At 70.8% G+C, this 16,400-nt stretch carries 17 protein-coding genes; 9 read left to right on the top strand and 8 right to left on the bottom strand.

Annotated features, from left to right (window positions below; genetic code table 11):
- Genes ACYQZ5_RS06575 through cobD form a run of 6 tightly spaced genes read left to right on the top strand, consistent with a single transcriptional unit; the run spans window position 1 to window position 5,575 of the window.
- A complete protein-coding gene (locus tag ACYQZ5_RS06575; protein WP_379732916.1) occupies window positions 1-660 on the top strand; it encodes a cob(I)yrinic acid a,c-diamide adenosyltransferase in 660 nt (219 codons plus the stop codon).
- Window positions 660-2,243: a cobyric acid synthase gene (locus ACYQZ5_RS06570; protein WP_379818950.1), complete on the top strand. Its 1,584-nt coding sequence runs from the start codon at window positions 660-662 to the stop codon at window positions 2,241-2,243. Before ACYQZ5_RS06575 ends, ACYQZ5_RS06570 begins: the two co-directional genes overlap by 1 nt.
- Window positions 2,240-3,193, top strand: coding sequence for an adenosylcobinamide-phosphate synthase CbiB (gene cbiB, locus ACYQZ5_RS06565; protein ID WP_459845551.1), 954 nt, complete (start codon window positions 2,240-2,242; stop codon window positions 3,191-3,193). Before ACYQZ5_RS06570 ends, cbiB begins: the two co-directional genes overlap by 4 nt.
- On the top strand, window positions 3,184-3,960 hold the full coding sequence (gene cobS, locus ACYQZ5_RS06560; RefSeq protein ID WP_459845549.1) for an adenosylcobinamide-GDP ribazoletransferase: 777 nt from the start codon (window positions 3,184-3,186) through the stop codon (window positions 3,958-3,960). Before cbiB ends, cobS begins: the two co-directional genes overlap by 10 nt.
- On the top strand, window positions 3,957-4,553 hold the full coding sequence (locus ACYQZ5_RS06555) for an NTP transferase domain-containing protein (RefSeq protein ID WP_459845547.1): 597 nt from the start codon (window positions 3,957-3,959) through the stop codon (window positions 4,551-4,553). The genes cobS and ACYQZ5_RS06555 overlap by 4 nt, the downstream gene beginning before the upstream one ends.
- Window positions 4,550-5,575, top strand: a complete 1,026-nt coding sequence (gene cobD, locus ACYQZ5_RS06550) for a threonine-phosphate decarboxylase CobD (RefSeq protein ID WP_459845545.1) — start codon at window positions 4,550-4,552, stop codon at window positions 5,573-5,575. Before ACYQZ5_RS06555 ends, cobD begins: the two co-directional genes overlap by 4 nt.
- A 60-nt stretch (window positions 5,576-5,635) precedes the next feature.
- On the opposite strand, the gene ACYQZ5_RS06545 is transcribed toward cobD, so the two are convergent.
- The gene (locus ACYQZ5_RS06545; protein WP_379732155.1) at window positions 5,636-6,532 is read right to left on the bottom strand and encodes an alpha/beta fold hydrolase; all 897 of its coding nucleotides are present in this window, start codon (window positions 6,530-6,532) and stop codon (window positions 5,636-5,638) included.
- Window positions 6,533-6,558: 26 nt separating this feature from the next.
- Window positions 6,559-7,821 carry an FAD-dependent oxidoreductase gene (locus ACYQZ5_RS06540; protein ID WP_379732156.1) on the bottom strand — a complete coding sequence of 421 codons (1,263 nt, stop codon included), beginning with the start codon at window positions 7,819-7,821 and terminating at the stop codon, window positions 6,559-6,561.
- Window positions 7,822-8,159: 338 nt separating this feature from the next.
- On the opposite strand from ACYQZ5_RS06540, the gene ACYQZ5_RS06535 reads away from it, so the two are divergent.
- Entirely contained in the window at window positions 8,160-9,557 is a 1,398-nt protein-coding gene (locus ACYQZ5_RS06535) for a sodium-dependent transporter (RefSeq protein ID WP_459845543.1), read from the top strand.
- Between the two features lie 31 nt (window positions 9,558-9,588).
- On the opposite strand, the gene ACYQZ5_RS06530 is transcribed toward ACYQZ5_RS06535, so the two are convergent.
- The 6 genes from ACYQZ5_RS06530 to ACYQZ5_RS06505 form a co-directional block, all read right to left on the bottom strand.
- Window positions 9,589-10,044, bottom strand: coding sequence for an arsenate reductase/protein-tyrosine-phosphatase family protein (locus ACYQZ5_RS06530; RefSeq protein WP_379817757.1), 456 nt, complete (start codon window positions 10,042-10,044; stop codon window positions 9,589-9,591).
- 2 nt (window positions 10,045-10,046) lie between these two features.
- Entirely contained in the window at window positions 10,047-11,099 is a 1,053-nt protein-coding gene (arsB, locus tag ACYQZ5_RS06525) for an ACR3 family arsenite efflux transporter (protein WP_379731424.1), read from the bottom strand.
- On the bottom strand, window positions 11,096-11,476 hold the full coding sequence (locus ACYQZ5_RS06520) for an ArsR/SmtB family transcription factor (protein ID WP_379731423.1): 381 nt from the start codon (window positions 11,474-11,476) through the stop codon (window positions 11,096-11,098). The genes arsB and ACYQZ5_RS06520 overlap by 4 nt, the downstream gene beginning before the upstream one ends.
- Before the next feature lie 153 nt (window positions 11,477-11,629).
- Entirely contained in the window at window positions 11,630-13,489 is a 1,860-nt protein-coding gene (locus tag ACYQZ5_RS06515; protein WP_459845540.1) for a S9 family peptidase, read from the bottom strand.
- Window positions 13,490-13,491: 2 nt separating this feature from the next.
- Window positions 13,492-14,040, bottom strand: a complete 549-nt coding sequence (locus ACYQZ5_RS06510) for a hypothetical protein (protein ID WP_379731421.1) — start codon at window positions 14,038-14,040, stop codon at window positions 13,492-13,494.
- A gap of 150 nt (window positions 14,041-14,190) precedes the next feature.
- Window positions 14,191-14,502 carry an ASCH domain-containing protein gene (locus ACYQZ5_RS06505; protein WP_379731420.1) on the bottom strand — a complete coding sequence of 104 codons (312 nt, stop codon included), beginning with the start codon at window positions 14,500-14,502 and terminating at the stop codon, window positions 14,191-14,193.
- 112 nt (window positions 14,503-14,614) lie between these two features.
- On the opposite strand from ACYQZ5_RS06505, the gene ACYQZ5_RS06500 reads away from it, so the two are divergent.
- A complete protein-coding gene (locus ACYQZ5_RS06500) occupies window positions 14,615-14,962 on the top strand; it encodes a thioredoxin family protein (protein WP_379731419.1) in 348 nt (115 codons plus the stop codon).
- A gap of 96 nt (window positions 14,963-15,058) precedes the next feature.
- Window positions 15,059-16,375, top strand: coding sequence for a GTPase HflX (gene hflX, locus ACYQZ5_RS06495; RefSeq protein ID WP_379731426.1), 1,317 nt, complete (start codon window positions 15,059-15,061; stop codon window positions 16,373-16,375).
- Window positions 16,376-16,400: the final 25 nt, after the last annotated feature.

Below are 16,400 nucleotides of genomic sequence, written 5' to 3'. Positions count from 1 at the left end.
ATGCGCGACGACGAGCGTTCCGGATCGACACCCGCCGCCGAGCCGATCGAGCCCGCCGCGCCCGAGGAGTTCGGGCTCACGCAGGTGTGGTGGGGCGACGGGAAGGGGAAGACGACCGCGGCGCTGGGGATGGGGTTCCGGGCCGCTGGCCACGGCTACCGGGTCCACCTACTGCAGTTCATGAAGGGCGGCGCCGCGAGCGTCGACCCTGTCCGCGGCGAGTACAACGCGATCGCGGCGATGCCTGGGTTCAGCTACGAGACCACCGGCCAGTTCGGCTGGCACGGCTTCCGCGACGGGACCGAGGACGAGGAGCACGCCGCCCGTGCCCGCGCCGCGCTCGCTCGGTCGGAGGAGCTGATCGACGCTGCCGCCGACGCCGCCCTCGACGAGCCACTCCCGCTCGACGGTAACCCCGAGAACGGCGTCCACATGCTGATTCTCGACGAGGTGCTGTACGCCGCCAACCGCGGGCTGATCGACCCCGAAGGCGTGGTCGATCTCGTCGAGCGCACCCCCGACGACCTCGAACTGGTGCTGACCGGCGGCCACGACGAGCCGACGTATCTCGAGGACGCAGCCGACCTCGTGAGCCGCGTGTCGAAGGAGAAACATCCGATCGACGCCGGCCAGCGCGCCCGACGGGGGACCGAGTACTGATGGGTGAGCGCGACGGGCGCACCGGGAGAAGCGACGACGCCGCGGCACCGACGCTGCTGGTCGCCGGGACCGCGAGCCACGTCGGGAAGTCGACGGTCGCGGCGGGGCTGTGCCGGCATCTCGCCGACCGCGGGCTCTCCGTCGCCCCGTACAAGGCCCAGAACATGAGCAACAACGCCCGCGCGGTGCCGTCGACGACCGGCGAGGGCTGGGGCGAGATCGGCGTCTCGCAGTACGTGCAGGCCCGTGCGGCCCGGACGCCGGCGACGACCGACTGCAACCCCGTGCTGCTCAAACCCCGCGGCGACGGCGAGAGCCAGCTCGTCCTCGACGGCGAGGCGGTCGACCACTACGCCGCCGGCGAGTACTACGACGAGCACTGGGGAGATGCTCGGACGGCCGCCGTCGAGGCCCACCGACGGCTCGCGGCCGAGCACGACCTGATCGTCGCGGAGGGCGCCGGCGCGGCGGCCGAACCGAACCTCGCCCACCGCGACCTCGCGAACGTCGAGACTGCCCGCTTCGCCGACGCCCAGATCGTCCTCGTCGCCGACATCGAGCGCGGCGGGGTGTTCGCGAGCGTCGTCGGCACGCTCGAACTCCTCCCCGACGACCTCCGCGAGCGCGTCGCCGGGATCGTCGTCACGAAGTTCCGCGGCGACCCCGAACTGCTCGCGGACGGGATCGACTGGCTGGAGGAGCGAACCGGCGTCCCCGTCCTCGGCGTGCTCCCCTACGACGATCCGGGGCTGCCCGAGGAGGACAGCGTCGCCCTCCCCGACACGGGCGAGCGCCACGTCCTCGGTGCGGACGACGGCGTCTCCCCAGAGCAGTCGGTCACCGTCGCGGTCCCGCGCCTTCCCCGGGTGTCGAACGCGACGGACGTGGAGCCGCTGGCCCGCGTTCCGGGCGTCAGGGTCGCGTGGGTTCCGCTCGGAGCCAGCCTCACAGACGCCGACGCGGTCGTGCTCCCCGGGACGAAGAACACCGTCGACGACCTGCTGGCCTGCCGCGAGGCGGGGCTGCCCGACGCGCTCGCGGCGTTCGACGGTCCCGTCGTCGGCCTCTGTGGCGGCTACCAGCTGCTCGGGCAGCGCCTCCTCGGCGCCGACGTGGAGGGCACCGGCGACGTCGAGGCCGTCGACGGAGTGGGCCTACTGCCCGTCCGGACCACGTTCTCGCCGGAGAAACGCGTCGAAGCCGTCGAACGCGAGCTCTCGGCAACGGAAGACGCCGGGCACCCACTCGCGGGCGCTACGGGCACGGTCGCCGGCTACGAGATCCACATGGGCGACAGCCGGCTCGCTGACGGCGTCGACTCCGAATCCGTGAAGCGCCCGCTCGGGCCGGAAAGCGTCGCTTTCGACGGCGTGCTCGGCACGTACCTTCACGGCCTGTTCGAGAACCGAACCGCCCGCGAGGCGTTCGTCGCCCGGACGTTCGCGGCGGCCGGAGTCGACCGGCCGACCGAGGCGGCGGATGAACACGATCCCTACGAGGCCGCGGCGGCGCTCGTCGCTGACAACCTCGATCTCTCGCCGCTCGAACTGCCCGAAACGGGGGGAGAGGTGGTTCAGAGATGAGCCTGCTCGGACCGGCCGGCCTCTCGACCGCCGTCGCAGTCGTGGCCGCGGGCGTCGCGGACGCGCTCGTCGGCGAGCCGCCGACCAATGTCCACCCAGTCGCGTGGTTCGGTCGCGCGGTCGGCGCGATCGATCGCGAGTGGCGGCACCCACGGTTCGTCGGACTGCTCGCGGCGATCGGCTTACCGCTGGCTGTCGCCGGCGTCGTCGCCACAGTGGTCAAGGTTGGCGGGCTGCTCCACCCGGCAGCGGCCGCGCTGGCCGCCGCGGCGACGCTGTTCGTCAGCCTCAGCCGCCGGATGCTCCGCGAGGAGGCCGTCGCCGTCGTCGACGCGAGCGACGACGACCTCGCGGCGGCCCGCGAGCGCCTGCCCGCGCTGGTGGGCCGGGACCCGAGCGCGCTCGACGCCGGCGAGGCCCGCAGCGCGGCCGTCGAGAGCGCGGCCGAGAACCTCGCCGACGGGCTGGTCGCGCCGCTGCTGGCGTTCGCCGTCGGCGCCGCGGTGTCGCTGCCGGCGGCGGCCGCGCTGGCGGCGTGGGTCAAGGCCGTTAACACGATGGACTCGATGCTCGGCTACCGCGACGAGCCGACCGGCTGGGCGCCCGCGCGGCTCGACGATGCCGTCATGTTCGTCCCCGCGCGGCTCTCGGCGGCGCTGCTCGCGATCGCCGCGGGCCGGCCCGGGGGCCTCGTCGCCGCGAGACGGTACGCCCGCGCGCCGCCGTCGCCGAACTCCGGCTGGCCGATGGCGGCCGCGGCGGCCGCGCTCGGCTGTCGGCTCCACAAGCCCGGGGGGTACGACCTCTTCCCGGAACGGCCGCTCCCGGATACGGAAACGGCGGCCGACGGCGTCGCCCTCGTCGACCGCGCCGGCGGACTCGCGTTCCTGTTGGCGGCGGGCTGGTGTGGCGTCCTCGCCGGCCGGCTGGGGGGTGGCGCGTGGCTCTGAGCGCGCTCCGAGGGGCGGTCCGCTTCCTGACCCGGCTCCCAGTTGGCGGCGACGCTGGTGACTGGCGGGCAGTCACGGAAGCGCCGTGGACGTTCCCGGCGGTCGGCGTCGGAACAGGGCTACTCCTCGCGGTTCCCGTGGTCGCGCTGGGCGGGCGATCGCTCCCGCTGCTCGCGGCTGTCGGCTACCTCGGTCTCTGGATTGGACTGTCGGGGATCACCCACCTCGACGGCGTCGCCGACCTCGGCGACGCGGCAGTCGTCCACGGCGACGCCGACGAGCGCGTCGCCGTCCTGAAGGACAGCGAGGTCGGCGTCGGCGCCGTCGTCGCGCTGCTGCTCGCGACGCTCGGAACTGCACTGGCGGTCGCATCAGTCGCCGATAGTTTCCGCCTGCTCGTCGTCGGCACGATCGTCGGCGCTGAGGTGGGTGCGAAAGCCGCGATGGCGGCGCTGGCCTGCCTCGCGACGGCGCGCCACGAGGGGCTGGGCGCACAGTTCACCGAGTCGAACGGGCCGCAGGATCTCCTCCCGGTCGCGCTGGTGCTCGGGGCGACCGCCGGAGGCGTGTGGTACCTCGTCCCCGCAGCGCTCCCGGCCGCGACGCTCGCCTGCGCGGCCGCCCTCGGCGGTGGCTGGCTGCTCGCTCGCTGGGCGAACGGCCTGCTCGACGGCGTCAACGGCGACGTGTTCGGCGCCGTCGACGTGGCCGCCCGGCTCGCGGGGCTGTTCGCCGGTGCCGTCCTCGCCGGAGGTGGGCTGCCGTGAACGCGATCGTGCTCTGTGGCGGCCACGGCAGCCGCCTCGACGGGGAGCGAGAGAAGCCGCTCCGGCGGGTCGGCGGGGTGCCGATGGTCGAACGCGTTCGCGAAGGCCTCCGGGCGGCCGACTCCGTCGAGACCGTCTCCGCGGCCGTCTCCCCGAACGCGCCGGCGACGGACGAGTGGGCCAGGTCGGCCGAGGGCGTCGACGTGATCGAGACGCCGGGCGAGGGGTACGTCGCGGATCTCGGGGTCGCGCTGGACGCCGTCGGGACGCCCGCCGTCACCGTCGCCGCGGACCTCCCGCTGCTCGCGGGCGAGCACGTCGACCGGGCCGTCGCGGCGAGCCGGCAGACCGATACTGCCGGCGACGGAACGGCGTCCATGCGCGTGCTCACTCCTGCACGGCTCAAGCGCCGACTCGGCGTCAGCGCCGATGAGTCCGCCGACGACGGCTGGCTCCCGACCGGACTGAACGTCGTCGGCGACGGCGACCGGTCGGTCGAGCGGCGCAGTTGGGACGCCCGGCTCGCGGTGAACGTCAACTACGAGCGCGACCTCGCGGCCGCCGAGGCGCTGCTGGAGGGAGGGGATCGATGAACCCCGACGACGTGCGCGAGGCCGAGCGCGCGGTCCACGGCGGCAGCGACGACCCCAACCTGCTCGACTTCAGCGCCAACATCAACCCCCGGAGTCCCGAGGGGACCCGTTCAGTGTACGAGGGCGCTTTCGAGGAGTCGCGGCGCTACCCGGACGACGGCTACCCGGCGTTCCGCGAGGCGGCGGCGTCGGCGGTCGGCTGTCAGCCCGAGCAGGTCGTCCCGACGCCCGGCGGGCTGGCGGCGATCCGGCTCGCGATCGCGACCCGGATCGAACCCGGCGACGACGTGTTGCTCCCGGCGCCGTCGTTCGCGGAGTACGCCCGGGAGGTGACGCTGCAGGGCGGGAACCCGGATTTCGTCTCGCCGTCGGCGATCGTCGACGAGGACCCCTCGCCGTACGAGACGGCCGTGGTCTGCCAGCCCAACAATCCGACGGGGGAGGCGCTCCCACCGGCGCGGCTGCGGGCCTTTGCTGACCGCTGCCGCGAGGCCGGGACCGAACTGCTCGTCGACGAGGCGTTCCTCGACTACACCGCGCTCGACTCGCTGGCCGGCGAGCCGGGGGTCGTCGTCGCGCGCTCGCTGACGAAGATGTACGGCCTCCCGGGGATCCGGGCGGGGTTCGCCGTCGCGACGGGCGACCGGCTAACCGACCTCCGGACCGCCCGACGGCCGTGGGCACTGTCGACGCCGGCGGCCGTGGTCGGGGCGCACTGTCTCGCCGACGAGGCGTTCGTCGCGGCCACGCGCGAGCGCGTCGCCGACGAGCGCGAACGCCTGCGGGCGGCGATCGCCGAACGGTTCGACGTCCGGCAGTCAGACGCGCCGTTCCTGCTGTTCGACGCGGGCGACGTGGGCGTCGACGCGCTGCTCGAACGGGCTCGCGAACGCGGGGTCGTGCTCCGCGACGCCCGGAGCTTCCGGGGCCTGGACAGCCACGTCCGCGTCGCGGTGAAGGACCGGGCCGCGAACGACCGGCTGCTGTGGGCGCTCGGGCTGGCTCCGGAGCCGGAGACGTAGCTGGGAATCTGGCGGCGTTCCGCGCGCCGAGGCGTCGCCGTCGACGCCGTTCGGCGGGTTTCAGGACTCGAAGTGAGTGAGGAGGGAGTCGATCACGCGGTCGGGCCGCTCGTGCGGGAGCCAGTGTGTCGCGTCGGGGAACCGCTCGAGCCGGCCGTCCTCACAGTAGTCGACGCTACGGGGCGCCATCTCCGGGATCAGGGCCTGATCGTTCTCGCCCCAGAGCACGAGCGTCGGGGCGGTCACCGTCTCCCGGGGCGGCTCGTCGTTGTGCCGGAACAGCGCCCGGTACCAGTTCAGCATCGCGGGCAGCGCGTCCGGCTCCGACCACGCACGACGGTAGCGCTCGAAGTCCGTCTCCTCGAACGTCCCGGGGTTCGACCCCTCCGCCATCGCGGTGACCATGAACTCGTACTCGTTGCGCCCCGCGTACCAGTCCGCCAGCCCGGAGAGCTGGAAGAAGAACATGTACCAGCTCTTCCGCATCTGGGTGAGGTTCGACCGGAGGGTGCTCTCGAACACCGTCGGGTGCGGGACGTTGACGATTCCGAGCCGGTCGACCGAGTCGGGGTGTCGCAGCGCGAGGTCCCACGCGACCGCCGCACCCCAGTCGTGACCGACGACGTGGGCGCGCTCCCGGCCCTCGCTGGCGATCAGGTCGACGATATCGCCGGAGAGTTCGGTGATCCGGTAGGCGCGGACCCCGTCGGGTTTCTCGCTCCAGTTGTACCCCCGCTGGTCGGGCACGAGCACGCGGTACCCCGCCTCGACGAGCGGCCCGACGTACTCCCGCCACTCGTACCAGAACTCCGGGAAGCCGTGCAGCAACACCACGAGCGGCGCGTCCGTCGAGCCGGCGGCGACGACGTGCAGCGAGACGCCGTTCACCTCGCGGGTGGTTCGCTCGATCCCCTCTACGTCCGGTAGCGGTGCGTTCGCGTCGGTATTTCGGCTCATCGTGAATTGTGTGTCGCGTCCGGAGGTCAGGGCCGAACCGTCCGCCACACATTCCGCGGGCGGAGCAACGCTGTCGGCGGCTTCTCCATCCCGACGACGCGGTAGTACTCCTCGGCGAGGGCGCTGTCGGTCCGTGCGCGGCTGACCAGTCGGGACAGGTATCTGTTGAACAGGCCGGCGCCGGTCGGCGCCGGACCGGTCGTCGCTTCGAACTCGCTGTCGGCGCCGACCGCCATCGACCACGCGATGTCGACGACGTCCTCGGCGGCCGCGAAGAACCGAGGGCCGATCGCGTCGGTGGCGCCGGACGCGAGCAGGTGGTGGAGCTGCACCGCCTCCAGTGCGGCGACCGACATCCCCTGCCCGTAGATCGGGTTGAAGCTCGCGATCGCGTCGCCGGTCACGACGAGGTTCTCGGGGAAGCCGTCGAGCGCCGCGTACCGACGGCGTCGGTTCGACGGGAACGGGTAGCGATCGACGCCGTCGGAGACGACCTCGCGCTCGGCGACCAGCTCCCGGATCCCGTCGATCGGGAGCTCGTCGGCGAACGACTCGAACCCCGCGACCGTCGACGGCGGGTCGGTGTCGTGCATCCCGCCGAGCGTGACGAGCCACTCGCCCCCTTCGACGGGGAACGCCGCCCCGCCGTGGGTCCGAGGCGCCGACTGCGGCGCGAACAGCATCCGGCGATCGCCGGGCGGCCGGTCGATCCGGATCGTGCTGTACGTGAAGTCGATGTCGACCTCGACGGTGGGCGGCGACTCGTACCCGTTGTCGGCCAACCACTGCGGCGTCCGGCTGGTCCGGCCGGTCGCGTCGACGACCAGATCTGCCGGTACCGTCTCGGTGTCGCCGCGCTCACGGATACGAACGCCTTCGACGCGGGCGGCACTGTCGTCCGTTCGGTAGTCGACGAACTGGCACTCCTCCCGGAGTTCGACGCCGTCGAGCGCCGTCAGCCGGTCCCGTACGACCCCCTCGAGCAGCGGCCGGCTCGCACAGTACATCTCCATCCGCGTCGCCGGCGAGGCCAGAAGCCCGCCCGCCTCGTACTGCTCGAGGTCCTCGCCGACGTTGATGATCAGCGCGCCGGCGTCGATCAACTCCTCGCCGTAGCCCGGGAAGAGGTCACAGATCGTCGCCCGGCCGGCCTCCAGCAGGACGTGCACGTGGTGGCCCTGCGGGACGCCCCGCCGCGGCGCCGGCGTCGACGGGATCGAGTCCCGTTCGACCACGAGGACCTCGTCGTACGCGTCCGTGAGGACGCGTGCGGCCAGTAACCCGGCCATACTGCCGCCCAGCACGACTGCGCGATCGCCCTGTCGGTGCACTCGGTCGGGGTCGTAGCGTGTGGTCTCGGCGAGCGTCATAGTCCTCAAGTCGTCATAACTCGGCGCGTAGTGTGTGAGTGTTTACCAATCTACTATAAGGATTATTTAAAATTTCAACGAGATACCGACCGAGCCTCAGCGGGGGCAACCGAGCGGGCGGAGCTACCCCGGACCGACTCTCCAAGCATCGGTCGATTCGTCACGCACGTCAGTACACCGTCGTGTTCGACCGCTGACGACCGCGTACGCCGGTAACAACACCGCTTTCGGTGTCCGTCGTACACCTCTGTTCACCAATGGCCGATCGAGACACGTGGGTATCGAGCCTCGGGTTCGTCCTCGCCTCCGTGGGGAGCGCCGCGGGGCTGGGCAACGTCTGGCGGTTCCCGTGGCTGACCGCCGAGAACGGGGGGAGTGCCTTCCTCGTGGTGTACCTGCTCGTCGTCGTCGGCGTCGGCGTTCCGGGGCTGCTGGCGGAGTTCGTCCTCGGTCGGCGGGGCCGACAGACGCCGATCGGCGCGTTCCGCTCGCTGATCGGCTCGAAGTGGGGGAGCGCGCTGGGCGCGTTCAACGTCGTCACGACGCTGGCGATCCTCTCCTTCTACTCGGTCGTCGGCGGGTGGATCCTCCGGTACACGCTGGCGTCGCCGACGGGCGCGTACTTCGCACAGCCACAGCAGTACTTCGGCGCGATGGGGTTCGGGCCGGCGGCGGTGGGGTTCCACCTCGCCTTCCTCGGGATCGTGGCCGGGATCGTCTTCTTCGGCGTGGACCGCGGCATCGAGCGCGTCTCGAAGGTGATGCTGCCCGCGATCGCGGTGCTGCTGGTCGGGCTGGCGGCGTGGACGGCGACCCAGCCGGGTACCGCGGCGGGGTACGAGTACTACCTGCGGTTCGACGCAGGCTACCTCGCGGCGAACCTCCCGTCGGTGCTCGGTCCCGCGGCCGGGCAGGCGCTGTTCACGCTCTCGCTGGGCGCCGGGACGATGCTCACCTACGCCTCCTACATCGACGACGACACGTCGCTGCCACGGGACACACTCGCGATCGCGATATCGAACACGTTCGTCGGCGTGCTCGCGGGGCTGGTCGTGATCCCGCTGCTGTTCTCGCAGGGCGTCGACCCCGGCGGCGGCGGGCCGGGCGCGCTGTTCGTCGCGCTGGCTGGCGCATTCGGGTCGCTGCCGGGCGGCCCCGTCGTCGCGACGGCCTTTTTCGGGACGGTGCTGCTGGCGGCGGTGACCAGCGGCATCAGCCTCCTCGAAGTGCCGGTCGCGACGCTCGTCGACACGTACGGCGTGCCGCGGCGACGGGCGACGCTGCTCGTCTCGCTCCTGCTCGCAGTGACGGGGGGCGCGCTGGCGCTGTCGAACGGGGCCTTCCAGTTCGTTTCGGGCACTCTCGCGGACCTGCTGCTGTCGATCGGACTGCTGGCATTCCTCGCGGTCGCCGGCTGGCTGCTCCCGACCGATTCGGTCGCGGAGTTCCGAACCGGGGCGGGCCGTTTCGCGCCGCTGGCGGGGTCGTGGATCGCGATCGTCGGCTGGGTGCTGCCCACGGTCGTCCTCTTCTCGCTGACGAGCAGCGTCGCGCCGCTGGTCGGCGCCACGCTCGGCCTCGGCGGGCGGGCGCTGGTCGCAGTCGCCGTGACGCTCGCGTGTCGGCTGACCGTCGCCGTCGTTTCCGGGCGCTGAGGTCGGCTTCGCTGGTCTGGAGCGTCGCCGCCTACTCGGCGATCTCGTCGAACAGCGCGGCGACGCGCTCTGCGATCTCGTCGCGGATCGCCGCCACCTCGGCCGGCGGCCGTCCGTCCGGGTCGTCGAGCGCCCAGTCGCGGCTCTCGCCGCCCCAGCCCGCGGGGCAGACCTCCGCCGCCGAACAGCCCATCGTGATCGCGTAGTCGCTCGCCCGCAGTTCGTCGACGGTGATCTCGCGGGGGGTCCGGTCCGAGATGTCGATCCCGACTGCGGACATCGTGTCGACCACTTCGGGGTGAACGTGGTCGGCAGGTCGTGTCCCGCCGGTTAACAGGTCGATCCGGTCGTCGAGACCGCGTTGCTCCCGCTCACGGCGGGCGAACGCGTACGCCATCTGCGAGCGGCCGGCGTTCTGGACGCAGACGAACGCGACCGTCGTCGGCTCGGTAGCGTCGGCGTCCCGTCCGTCGGTAGAGTCAGACACGATTAGTCCCCCGTAATCGGGCTGCTCACGCCGACGCTCTCGGGGAACAGCCGGTCCTTCGTCGCCAGCGCCACCCGGACCAGCGCGAGCATCACCGGCACCTCGATCAGCGGCCCGACGACGGTCGCGAGCGCGACGTTGCTGCCGACGCCGAACACCGCGACGGCGACCGCGATCGCGAGCTCGAAGTTGTTCGAGGAGGCGGTGAACGCGACGCTGACGCTCTCGGTATAGGAGAACCCCAGCAGCGCGCTGGCGCCGTAGGCCATCGCCCACAGACCGGTGAAGAAGACGAGCAGCGGGATCGCGATCAGCACGATCTCCCCGGGGTTGGCGACGATGTAGTCGCCCTTCAGCGCGAACATCACCACCACCGTAAAGAGCAGGCCGAGCAGCCCGAACGGGCTGATTCGCGGGATGAGTCGGTCGTAGTACGCCTCGCGGCCGATCGTGCGGAACGCGGCCTTCTGCGTCAGGTAGCCGAGCAGGAGCGGGAGGCCGAGGAACACGCCGACCATCTGGGCGATCAGCGACATCGACACGTCGACCGCGGTGCCGCGCATAACCGTCAGGAACAGGAACGCGTAGGGGACGAACAGCGCGATCTGGAGCAGGCTGTTCACGCCGACACAGACCGCACAGAGCTCCTGATTGCCCGCCGCGAGTTCGTTCCACACCAGCACCATCGCGATGCAGGGCGCGATCCCGACGAGGATCAGCCCCGTGACGAACTCGGGGTGGCCGCCGAGGAAGAACGTCGCGAGCCCGTACATCACGAACGGCGCGATCAGCCAGTTGAACGCGAGCGTCAGCCCGATCTCCTTCCGCGCCGTGCGGGTCACCTTGGGCACCCGTCCGTAGTCGATCTCGGCCATGATCGGGAAGATCATCACGAACAGCCCGAGCGCGATGGGGAGGCTGGTGCCGTGCCACGTCACCGCGTTCAGCACGTCCACGACGCCCGGGGCGAACCGACCGACGCCGACGCCCAGCACCATCGCCAGCCCGATCCAGACCGTGAGGTAGCGGTCCAGAACGCCAAGCGAGTCGCTCACGCCGCCTCCCCGTCGGCGACCGCGAGCAGATCGTCGGCGAGCGCGGTGCTGTCGTAGTAGCGCCAGTTCCCCGCCTTCCGCCGGGTCGCGAGTCCGGCCTCGACGAGATCGGCCAGTGCGTGACTGACCGCGCTCTCGCTCACGTCGACGACAGGCTCCAGCTCACAGACACAGAGTTCGCCGTCGGCCGCGGAGAGGATGCGAGTCAGCCGGTGGCGCGTCTCGTTCCCCAGCGCGGCGAACGCGTCGCGGCCGCCGTCGCTCGCCGACGCCGCGAGGTCGTCGAGTTCGGCGAGACGCTCCCGGACGTCGGCGTCACAGCACTCGCCCACCTCGTCCTCGATCCGCCGTCGCAGGCGCGGTTGGGTGTCGCTCATCGAGAACTGCTTGAGCAAGTGTTCAGATAGCTGTTTCGGTATGAACGACTGTTCAGATAGTTCGGAAGGTGGCAAGCGATAGCGACCGAAAGGGGGGCCGGGAGCGTCGGTGCGGTCGGCGTCAGCGCGGGCGAATGGAGGGTCGGAGAAGCGTCAGCGGCGGAGCCGGCGGTCGAGGAACTCGTCGACGATCGCCAGCGGCTCAGGCACGCCGTCCGTGGCGCCCCAGTGACCGCTGTCGGCGAGTTCGTGGTACTCGACCGTCCCGTCCGGTCCGGTCTCGTTGCCCAGTGCCGTCAGCCGGTCGCGCATGATCCGGGCCTGTGAGACCGGCACGCGCGGGTCGTTCTCGCCGTGGACCAGCAGCAGCGGCGCGTCGACGTTCTCGGCGTGGGTGACGGGACTGCGCTGCTCGTAGAGTTCGGCGTTCTCCTCGGGCGTCCCGAGATATGTCGAGAGGAAGCCCGACCGGAACTGCGGCATCGTCTCGCGGTACATCGCCTCGAGGTCGGTCATCCCGACGACGACCGCGCCCGCGTCGTAGAGATCCGGGAACTGGACCATCTGCCACGCCGCACTGTAGCCGCCGTAGGAGCCGCCGTACACCGCGACGCGGTCCTCGTCGAGAAACGAGTACCGATCCAGCGTGTGTTCGACGGCGACGGCGATGTCGCCCTGTTCGGCGCCGCCCCAGTCCCCGTGGAGCGCGCGGCGGAACGCCCGACCACGGCCGGTGGATCCCCGGTAGTTCACCTGTAACACCGAGTACCCCCGGCGACAGAGGAACTGGACGTAGGGCTGGAACGTCCGCTCGCTGGCGAGGTCCGGGCCGCCGTGGGGGAACACCACCAGCGGCGACGGTCGCTCGCCGCCGTCCCAGAACAGCGTCCCGACCGCGAACTCCTCGCCGGGTTCGTGCTCGACGGCCGCCTGCGGCGTCTCGGGCACGCCGTCGGACGGCACCCGCTCGTAGGTCACGTCGGCGAGCATCCCGGGCTCGAACGGCCCGAGGTCGCGCTCGAAGATCGGGGTGGTCTCGTCGCTCGCGAGGTCGTAGCTGAGCAGTTCCGCGGGCCGGGTCGGCGTCGCGTGGGCGACGAGCACGCGGTCCCCGTCGAGGACGCGGCTCGGCCACTTTCCGAGGCGGGCGACACCCGCCGGCAGGTCGAACTCCCGGGACTCGCCCGTCTCGGTGTCGTACACGACGGGAACCGAGAGCGCGTCCCGACTGCGAGAGGCGACGAACCGCCGGCCGTCGGGGAGGAACGTCTCTGCCTCCTCGACGTGCTCGCCGTCGCCGAACCACTCGGTCTCGCCCGTTTCGAGGTCCAGTACGCCGGGACGGTTGACGCCGGACGCGTCGCTCTCGACGAGCAGTCGGTTGCCGTCGGGCGCCCAGCCGACGGGAGTGGCCGTTCCCTCGTCGCCGCCGACGCGGAACTCGGCGACGACCGATCCCGCGGCGTCCAGCACCTCGATCCCCTCGCCCGTTGGGAGCGCGACGCGGTCGCCGTCGGTCGAGAGGATCGGGTAGTAGACCGGCTTCTCGCGGTCGGTGAGTCGGGTCCAGTCGCCATCGTCGACAACGTAGGCGTCCATGCCGCCTTCGTGGCTCGACCGGACCAGCAGCCGAGCGTCCGGGCCGACCCCGCGGAGTTGGGTCGAGCCGTCCGTGTCGGTCAGGCGCTCTACCTCCCCGTCGCGATCGACGGCGAACACGTCGTACGCCTCCCCGCCGTCGGCGTCGTCCCGGTGGAACAGCACGCGCTCGCCGTCGGGTCCCCACGCGAGCGGCCAGATGTTCGTGTCGCCGGCCTCACCGTCGGTCCAGCGGTCCGTCTCGCCGCTCGCGTGGTCGAGCACGTGGATCTCGTTGCTGCCCGATCCGGTGTAGTAGCACGCGACCCGGCTCCCGTCGGGGGCGACCGCCGCGTGTTTCAGCGTGGGGAGCCGATGGATCGCCTCGGCCGGGGGATCGCGGTCGGTCGTCTCGGAGGGTGTGTCCTCGGCCATCGTCAGTTCCCCAGGTCGAACGCGTCGGCGTTCTCGGCCAGCCACTTCGCGTTGCCGACCTGCCTGTTGAACGCCTGCAGGTGTTTGGACACGTCGCCGCGGTGGTTCGGCCCCTCGGCGCCGGTGGCGTCGACGATGTCGCCGTAGCTCAGCCCCTTCTCGCGGAGCGCGACGATCTGGGCGCGGCGGTCGGGCACGCCGTGGTCGCGAAGCTCCATCGCGCGCTCCTCGGGATGCTGCTCGCGGACGAGCACGCTGTGGTCGTCGCTGTCGGTGTCGTGGACGTGCAGCACGGTGTAGCCGTCGAAGAACCACCGGTTCACGTAGACGCCGCCGTCGGGGTCGTGGCGCTCGTGGTCGGCGCCGTAGTCCTCGACGGGGTACACCTCGAACTGCAGGCGCCCCTCGGGCGTGTCCACGTCCAGGCCGTTCGACTCGGCGTGGGCGTCGTCGCCCACCTCGACGGCGAACTCGCCGTGCTCGGCGAGGGCGGCCAACAGCTCCTTTGCCGGGCCACCGTCCGGTTGGACGGGTGGGGGATCGTCGCTCATCGTGTGTTGGCATCTACACCCCAACTTCTTAGCTGTTGGGGTAGATTAGCCAACACCCACACGCCGCAGTACGGGTCCCGAACCGCAGTTCGACCTACCCATCGCTCGTCGTGAGAGCCTACACGTCGAAAAGTCGGGAAGACCGGGGTCTCAGACTCGCTCGAACCGGTGTCGAACGATCTCGCTGTCGTCGTCCCACTCGAACTCGTCGTGGGACATCTCGAGGATCTGCTTGTAGTGGTCGAGATCCCGGGCACCTTCGGCACGGGCGTCCTCGTCGGTGAGATCGCCCAGCGTTCGCTCGGTCACGTCCGTGATCTCGAAGGTGGTGCCGTCGATCTCGAAGCGGTCACCTTCCTCGGCGTACGCCTGCCCGCGGTGGATCTGTGTGACCTCGCCCTCGAGTGCCTGTTCGCGCATCCGTTCGGTCGGAAGCAGCGTGTCGGCGTGTGCCTCGCTCATAGAGGAATCTGGGGTCGCACGGGGTAAATAGCCCCGGGCGCCGGCACTCGGGGCGTCGACGGCGGGTCGCCGCGGGCAGGAGACATATCCCCCTCCAGCGCCTCTCTCCGGTATGAGCGAAGCGTTCCAGAAACCGCACCGACTCGACACCGGCGAGGAGCTCAACGAGCTGACCGCCGAGCACGACGTGGTGCTCGTCGACTTCTACACCAAGGGCTGCACGCTCTGTCAGTCGATCGAGCCGGTCGTTGGCAACGTCGCCCGCGCGACCGACGCGACCGTCGCGATGCTGAACCCCCAGACCGATCTGGACCTCGTCGACGAGTACGAGATCAAGAGCGTCCCGACGCTGCTTCTGTTCGAGGACGGCGAGGTCGTGGGTCGAATGGCCAGCGGTTTCGAGGGGACCGAGTCGGTCGTCGAGTTCGTGACCGAGAACAGCACCGCCGAGCGCCGGTGAACCACCGAATTCACCGCGGGATTCATGCCCGCGGATCACGAACGTCGACCATGGACGAACCGTCGATCGCGAACGGAACCGGGGTGACCGACAGCCATTCCGACTGATCGAGCAGTCGTCGCCAAGCGCGTCGACGAGGGCGAGGCCGACCTCGAGGAGATCAGCGAGCTCACCCGCTCGGCCGGGTACGAGGTCGTCGGCGAACTGACCCAGCGGCGGACGCAGGACGCCGCCTACCACTTCGGCGAGGGGAAGGTCGACGAGCTCGCCGCGCTCGTGCGGGAGACCGGCGCCGACACCGTCGTCGTCGACAACGAGATGGGGCCGTTCCAGACGTACAACGTCGGGGGGAAGCTGCCCGAGGGCGTCGACGTGCTGGATCGGTTCACCCTGATCCTCGAGCTGTTCGGCCAGCGCGCCCAGACGCGCAAAGCCCAACTGCAGGTCGAGCTCGCGGAGCTACGCTACGAGCTTCCCAGAGCCGAGGCGAAAGCCAGCCTCGCGAAGCGTGACGAGCGCCCCGGCTTCATGGGACTCGGGGAGTACGACGAGTCCCGCGAGCAGGACATCAAAAACCAGATCGCCCGGATCTCCGAGGAGCTCGACCGGATCGCCGAGAAGGAGGAGAAGCGGCGGGCACAGCGCCGCGATCAGGGGTTCGATCTCGTCGCGCTGGCGGGCTACACCAACGCCGGGAAGTCGACGCTGCTGCGCCGGCTCGCGAGCGAACTCGACGTGGACGAGAACGAGGAGCAGCACCCGGACCTCGACTCCACCGCCGAGTCGGAGGACCGTCTGTTCACAACGCTCGGCACCACCACCCGGAAAGCCGACACGGGTACGCGGGAGGTGCTGCTGACCGACACCGTGGGGTTCGTCTCGGACCTCCCCCACTGGCTGGTGGAGTCGTTCAAGTCGACGCTGGATTCGGTGTACTACGCCGACCTCGTGCTGCTGGTCGTCGACGCCTCCGAGCCGGTCGAGGAGATGCGCCAGAAGCTCGTGACCTCCCACGACACGCTGTCGGACCGCAACGAGGCGCCGATCGTCACGGTGTTCAACAAGGCCGACAAGCTCTCGGAGCCGGAGATCGAGCGCCGTGAGCGCGCGCTCTCGGGGCTGGCGCCCAACCCCATCGTCGTCTCGGGGAAGACCGGCGAGAACGTCGACCGCCTGCGCGAGCGCGTCGAGCGCGAACTGCCCGACTGGGAGCAGGAGCGACTGCTCCTGCCCGTGACCGACGAGGCGATGAGCGTCGTCTCCTGGATCCACGACAACGGGAACGTCCACGAGGAGTCCTACGGCGATCAGCAGGTCGTGATCGAGTTCGAGGCGCCGCCGGCGGTGGTGTCGAAGGCACGCTCGAAGGCCGCGGATCTGGATCCGGTAGCAGCCGAGGCCGGCGAGGTCTGAGTTTTCGGGGTCTCTTGCGGATTCG

This window comes from Halolamina salina (assembly GCF_054653455.1).
The sequence above is the reverse complement of the archived record's forward strand: the minus strand, read 5'-3'. Positions and strand labels throughout refer to the sequence as shown.